At 45.5% G+C, this 5988-nt stretch carries 7 protein-coding genes and 1 pseudogene; 7 read left to right on the top strand and 1 reads right to left on the bottom strand.

The annotated features are described in order from the left end of the window. Window positions 1–309 precede the first annotated feature (309 nt). A complete protein-coding gene (locus tag AB5642_RS19405; RefSeq protein ID WP_118062271.1) occupies window positions 310–474 on the bottom strand; it encodes an Arc family DNA-binding protein in 165 nt (54 codons plus the stop codon). Between the two features lie 138 nt (window positions 475–612). Between AB5642_RS19405 and AB5642_RS19400 the strand changes: the two genes are divergently transcribed. From AB5642_RS19400 to AB5642_RS19370, 7 genes and pseudogenes are all read left to right on the top strand, one after another. Continuing rightward, a complete protein-coding gene (locus tag AB5642_RS19400) occupies window positions 613–1332 on the top strand; it encodes a hypothetical protein (RefSeq protein WP_148463132.1) in 720 nt (239 codons plus the stop codon). Between the two features lie 26 nt (window positions 1333–1358). Beyond that, a complete protein-coding gene (locus AB5642_RS19395; RefSeq protein ID WP_118512131.1) occupies window positions 1359–1562 on the top strand; it encodes a hypothetical protein in 204 nt (67 codons plus the stop codon). A 375-nt stretch (window positions 1563–1937) separates the two neighbouring features. Then, a complete protein-coding gene (locus tag AB5642_RS19390; RefSeq protein ID WP_118338790.1) occupies window positions 1938–2612 on the top strand; it encodes an alpha/beta hydrolase in 675 nt (224 codons plus the stop codon). Window positions 2613–2632: 20 nt separating this feature from the next. Further along, window positions 2633–4108 carry an amino acid adenylation domain-containing protein gene (locus tag AB5642_RS19385; protein WP_055058585.1) on the top strand — a complete coding sequence of 492 codons (1476 nt, stop codon included), beginning with the start codon at window positions 2633–2635 and terminating at the stop codon, window positions 4106–4108. Then, complete coding sequence (locus AB5642_RS19380; RefSeq protein WP_005924656.1) at window positions 4108–4578, top strand: GNAT family N-acetyltransferase; 471 nt, start codon at window positions 4108–4110, stop codon at window positions 4576–4578. The genes AB5642_RS19385 and AB5642_RS19380 overlap by 1 nt, the downstream gene beginning before the upstream one ends. 79 nt (window positions 4579–4657) lie before the next feature. Further along, window positions 4658–5549 (top strand): annotated as a pseudogene (locus AB5642_RS19375) (radical SAM protein). Window positions 5550–5621: 72 nt separating this feature from the next. Next, window positions 5622–5843, top strand: a complete 222-nt coding sequence (locus AB5642_RS19370; protein WP_226815879.1) for an MmcQ/YjbR family DNA-binding protein — start codon at window positions 5622–5624, stop codon at window positions 5841–5843. The last annotated feature ends 145 nt before the right edge of the window (window positions 5844–5988 follow it).

The following is a 5988-nucleotide window of genomic DNA, read 5'->3' as shown; positions in this document are numbered from 1 at the left end:
ACTACACGGCTCACTGGCGATTACCGTGACCGGACTTACACCGGCAAGTGTAGTCCAGCTTTGCTGGACACACGCAACAAAAAAAGCCCCTCCGGGGTGCTAACCCGAAAGAGCTTTTCTAATAATCATATGAAGTTTTCCTGCTGTTCTTTTATTTCCAGCATAATCAGTATAACAGTTCAAAGTATCAGGGGTATCTCAAATACCTGCCGTAAAGTATCACTGATTCCTATAAAAGTATCATCATTTGATACTTTTTAAATTGACATAAAAATACACCGGAACTCACCAGCCCGATGTATGATCTTCCTATTTATTTAATGTGCCATGATCTTTCTCATGTTGAGCAATCGCCTGACGAATCAGATACAGCACTTCTCCATTGATAGAACGCCCCTCAAATTCAGCAAGACTTTTCAGTTTTCCGTGCGTCTCAGAATCAATCCGAAGACCAAGATGTTTATCTTTTTCCATATGGCTTCCTCTCCATTTGATAAGTACAAAATAAGTTCATAATACAAGTACATTTTAAGTACAAAACATGGTAAAATGGTTTAAATGAACTTGTTTTAAGTACACTATATTTTATTATCATGGGAGAGCATCAAAAATATGAAGAAAGAAAAGCGATATTATCAAATCCGAATAGATTATTTCTGGCTTTCCATACTGGCAGTCATAATTGTTATCTCCATAATCATCGCATATTATGCCTCTGCCCATGAGCAGACATCTTCCCAACCAGTATCTACTAAACACCGTGCTGACATTGATGTAACTTTTGACGATCTGCGCTCATCCCTGGAAAACACATCAGAATGTTATCTATGCGGAAATGCGGAAGAAAGCCTGATGAGCTACTTTAGAAACTTTGACACTATTGGATTGATCTCGCTGAATGACTGGTATGTGATTGATTTTCCACTGAAAAATTACGATGAAAATGGAAATGAGGTAGAAAGTGCTACTTCAACTTCATTCCTCTCTGGGAATACAGGTGAAATATCTTATTCTTCAGACGGAACTCCAAGCCGTGGTATGGCAAGCATAGATGTGACGTTGCCGGAAAATTATGAAATTGATACTAACATGCTAGAAAACCATTTATGCCAGAATTGTCTAAGTAAAGTTGCAGCTTCATTAGAATACAGAAAGACGGACGGAGAAAATAAAGAAGCTATTCCATTGTGCATAGTTGATTTCAAGACATTGGAAATTTACTCACTACAAGATTACTGGAGAGCATATTTTGTCCGAGACTATTATGTAGAAATGGATTTTGATGATAATATAGTAAGAACAGAAGTATTTTACTTGCCAGAACGTATATAACAAATATGGGAAAGAGGTGATACTATATGGGAATAATTAAATATTTTAGAAAAAAATACTGGGAAGCAGCCATTTTCAGGGGTGGGCGGCGCATACCATTTAGCTGCGATGGCTTGACAGCTGTTCCTGATAGAGCCTATGCACTGTTTACAGAAAAAGAATTGGAAAAAATTTACAACGATAGAAATGAATTTTATAAGAAGCTAATGCAGATGATTGATTCATATTAACAAAAGGTCAATCAAAATTTTATTTGTTACATAAATTAAAAGGTAAATATGTTCAAACATAAGGCCTCGGAATCTTAATGATTTCTGGGATTTTCTATTATTGAGATAAGGCTATTTATAGCAATTTAAACCGAATTATGATAACATAAGGCAAAGATAAATCGTTGTTTGGCGATTTAGTAAAGCCCGATAGATTAATTTTATAGGGAACAGAAAATTTAAATGTATCGTATTAGGAGATGAAAAAATCGAGATGAAATATAAAGAATATAAGGATAATTATGAATATATGTACGAACTTTCTGCGTACTTGCTTTCGTTTTCGGATACCGTACAATATTTATACAATGAATCGTCAAGAGAGGAGGCAACAAGGTGACTTCTTTAACCATAGAACAAAAAAGAGTGGACATATACCCAAGCGCAAAGCCGGGCAGCCCAGTTATCTATCTCAACACCTTTTCCAATGCCGTTAACAGTGTGTATAAAAACCTGATGGCGCTCGGCTGCCCAGATTTCTGTCTGGTGGCGGTCAGTAAGCTGAAATGGGATCATGACATGACACCGTGGTATATGGGGCCGATCTCTAAACACGATACGCCCTGCACCGGTGGTGCGGATGATTACCTGAAACTGCTTCTGGATGAAATTATGCCGGAAGCGGAAGCGCTCCTTCCCGGTGCGCCCGCCTGGCGGGGCCTCGCCGGTTACTCGCTGGCCGGGCTGTTCGCCCTCTACGCTCTCTACCAAACGGATGTGTTTGCCCGCGCAGCGAGTATGTCAGGTTCCTTCTGGTTTGAGGGCATCATGGAATATGTGTGCTCCCATGAGATGAAGCGCAAACCTGACTGTCTGTATTTTTCTCTCGGAGACAAGGAGAGCTCCACCGATAATCCGATTTTGAACGTTGTGCAGCAGAATACGCAGGAGATAGAAACACTGTGCCACGGGAAAGGCATCGAAACCACCTTCGTACTGAACAGTGGCAGCCACTATCAGGCGTGCAACAAGCGCACAGCGGCTGGCATTCACTGGATATTAAATAGATAAACCGACAAGGAGATAAAACGATGGATACGATTTATTCGCTTTTTCAGAAAGTAGTTAAAGAACATGAAAATGCCCCAGCTATCATTGAAAACGACCGCACCATGACTTTTGGAGAGCTGTCCAACATGGTGGATATGATCACGTGCAGCTTTCCGCAGGAAGTACACAGCATCGGCATCGTCATGCGTCACCGAACCGAGATGATTGCCTCGATTCTGGCGGTACTCAAATGCGGCGGCCGATATGTCCCAGCCGAGCCGGATTTTCCCACCGGGCGCATCCATGACATGATGACCGAGGCACAGGTGGATTTTGTGCTGACGGAACACGCCTTTGCGCCCAAACTGAGCAGTTTCCCCATCCGCTATACAGATTGTGAGATCTGCGGCGTGGAGACGCCCTCCTGGAAGCGCAATGCCATCGAAGACCCGGAACGCCCCGCCTATGTGCTGTATACGTCAGGTACCACCGGGCGGCCCAAAGGTGTCTGTGTCACCAACCGCAATGTTTGCCATTATGTCCGTGCCTTTGCCAACGAGTTCCATCCCGGCCCCGGTGATGTCATGCTGCAATATTCCGTCTGTTCTTTTGACATCTTTGTGGAGGAAGTGTTCACCAGTCTGCTGAATGGTGCCGCTCTGGCCATCCCCGCTGACGAGGATAAGGCCGACATCCATGCATTGATGGCTTTTGTGGAACGCCACCATGTGACTATGATCAGCGGCTTTCCGTATCTGCTGGCAGAAATGAACCACCTGTCTGTCATTCCGTCCTCTCTGCGGCTGCTTATCAGCGGCGGCGATGTGTTGCGGGGCGTTTATGTGGATCACCTGCTGAACAAAGCAGAGGTTTACAACACCTACGGCCCCTCCGAGACAACGGTCTGCGCCTCCTATTACCGTTGTAATAGTGGAACTGTGCTGGAGGACGGTACCTATCCCATCGGTCATCCTGTACTAGGTGCGCAAATCAGGATTCTGGATCAGTCTGGCAACGAGGTTGCCAAAGGGCAGACGGGTGAGATTTGCATTTATGGCGGCGGTGTATCTCTGGGCTACATTGGCGACCATGCCGAGGAAAACAGAGCTTTTGAGCGGCAGCCGGACGGTAGCACCATGTACCGCAGCGGCGATTTGGGCTATATCCTGCCGGATGGCAACATTGCATTCCTGCACCGCAAGGACGACCAGATCATGATTTACGGCAAGCGGGTGGAACTTGCCGAGGTGGAGTCCCGGCTCTATCGGTGCAAGGATGTGCAGCAGGCTATTGTCCGGGCTTTTACAGACGAGGATGGACTGTCCTATATGACCGCCTATGTGGTGCCTTCCGACAATAAGCTGAAAGTCTCGGAAGTAAAAAAAGAACTGTCTGAAAATTTGACTTCCTTTATGATCCCAGAGTTCTTTGTGAAGATGAAGCAGATTCCTTTGAATGTCAACGGTAAGCCGGATGTGTCGAAACTGCCGGTGGTAATGAAAGCGGGGGCATTATAATGGAGATTCAGATCCGGCAGGCCACGATCCAGGACCTGAATGTATTGATGCAATGGCGAATGGAAGTCTTGCATGAGGTATTCTCCATCCCCTCGGAGCGGTCTGTAACAGAGCTGGAATCGGAAAATCGCCGCTACTATCAAACAGAACTGCCGCAGGGCGGACATATTGCCTGCTTTGCCTACGTAGGGGAGGAAATCGTCGGCTGCGGCGGGATATGCCTCTATCATGAGATGCCCTCACCGGACAATCTAAACGGGAAATGTGCCTACCTGATGAACATTTATACCCGGCCGCAGTTTCGCGGACACGGCATAGGGAACAGAATCGTCAGGTGGCTTGTAGAGCAGGCTCGTCAGCGGCATATTTCAAAAATTTATCTTGAAACCTCAAACAAAGGCAGGCCGCTGTATCAAACAATCGGTTTTGCCGATATGAAGGATATGATGAAACTGTCCCGTGAAAAATAAGCAAAATCAAAGGAGCATACATACAATGGAGCCAATCATCTGAAACGTTGAAGTAAAAAGCGTCCTCACAAAATCCAATTTGCCTGTGAGTGATTATTCGGTCAATCCTTATGTGGGCTGTGGCCACGGCTGCAAATATTGCTACGCATCTTTTATGAAGCGTTTTACCAATCACCCGGAGCCCTGGGGAGAGTTCATAGACGTTAAATTTTGGCCGGAAATCAAACACCCGGAGCGGTATGCAGGGAAAGAACTGTTTCTCTGTTACGTGACCGACCCATATCAGCCGCTGGAGGAAACCGCCTGCCGCACCCGCGCCATTTTGGAGCAGATGCAGGGCAGTGAATGTAGCCTCAGTATTGCTACCAAGTCTGACCTGGTGCTGCGTGACCTTGACCTCATTAAAACATTCCCCAATGCGCGGGTATCCTGGTCGATCAAACACACTGGACGAAGATTTTCGCGCTGATATGGACAATGCAGTGAGCATTGAGCGGCGGCTGGCCGCTATGAAAGCATTCCATGATGCTGGTGTGCGCACCACCTGCTTTATCTCGCCGATTTTCCCCGGCCTCACCGACCTGCCCTCCATCATCCACCGGGCGAAGAATCAATGTAATTTGGTCTGGCTGGAAAACCTAAACTTGCGGGGCGGTTATAAGAAAACGATTTTTGACTATATAACGGAAAAACATCCAGACCTGCTGCCGCTGTACGATACCATTTACAATAAAAAAGAACGCAGCTACTGGTCAATGCTGGATGCGCAGATGCGGCAGTTTTGCCAAGAGGAAGGGCTACTGTATGTCCAGGATGATGATTCCATCAAACGCCCGTTCAACGATCCGCCTATCGTGGTCAATTATTTTTTCAACGAAGAGATTATCCCTCGGCCAAAATGCAGAAGAACAGGTAATCAAAACTATATAGTAACATGCAGAAAGCTAGAAGTTGTAGAGGTGAGGTTATGAAACGCGCAGAATTAGAATCAGACATATAACGCCGAGACAGATTATCCGTGGCTCAAATATCCGAATTATGAGGTGTTCCGGCATTGTAATAATCGGAAGTGGTTTGCTCTGATTATGGATGTACCAAAGAACAAGCTGGGGCTGCAAGGCGAAGAAATGCTGGAAGTGGTCGATTTCAAATGTGACCCAATTCTGATTGGCACACTACGAGAGGAACCCGGCTTCTTCCCGGCGTATCACATGAGCAAGGATAGCTGGATTACTGTTGCACTGGATGTGCAGCGTATCAGATGACAAAATCAAAATGTTGCTTGATATGAGTTATGAAGCAACGATACCCAAAACATGCAAAAAGAGATACTGATAAATTGATACGTGAACAATCGGTGTCAGGACAGAGAAAAAAACAGCTTACCATCTATTGATAGCTGCCCTTTTC

Source organism: Ruminococcus sp. 1001136sp1_2201st1_G3_2201SCRN_220225 (genome assembly GCF_040924365.1).
GTDB classification, from domain to species: domain Bacteria; phylum Bacillota; class Clostridia; order Lachnospirales; family Lachnospiraceae; genus Blautia_A; species Blautia_A faecis.
This window is presented reverse-complemented; position numbering and strand designations above follow the sequence as displayed.

Excerpts from the sequence above, each read along its gene's own strand:
- AB5642_RS19405 (WP_118062271.1), bottom strand. The coding sequence starts at position 474 with ATGGAAAAAGATAAACATCTTGGTCTTCGGATTGATTCTGAGACGCAC.
- AB5642_RS19400 (WP_148463132.1), top strand. The coding sequence starts at position 613 with ATGAAGAAAGAAAAGCGATATTATCAAATCCGAATAGATTATTTCTGG.
- AB5642_RS19395 (WP_118512131.1), top strand. The coding sequence starts at position 1,359 with ATGGGAATAATTAAATATTTTAGAAAAAAATACTGGGAAGCAGCCATT.
- AB5642_RS19385 (WP_055058585.1), top strand. The coding sequence starts at position 2,633 with ATGGATACGATTTATTCGCTTTTTCAGAAAGTAGTTAAAGAACATGAA.
- AB5642_RS19380 (WP_005924656.1), top strand. The coding sequence starts at position 4,108 with ATGGAGATTCAGATCCGGCAGGCCACGATCCAGGACCTGAATGTATTG.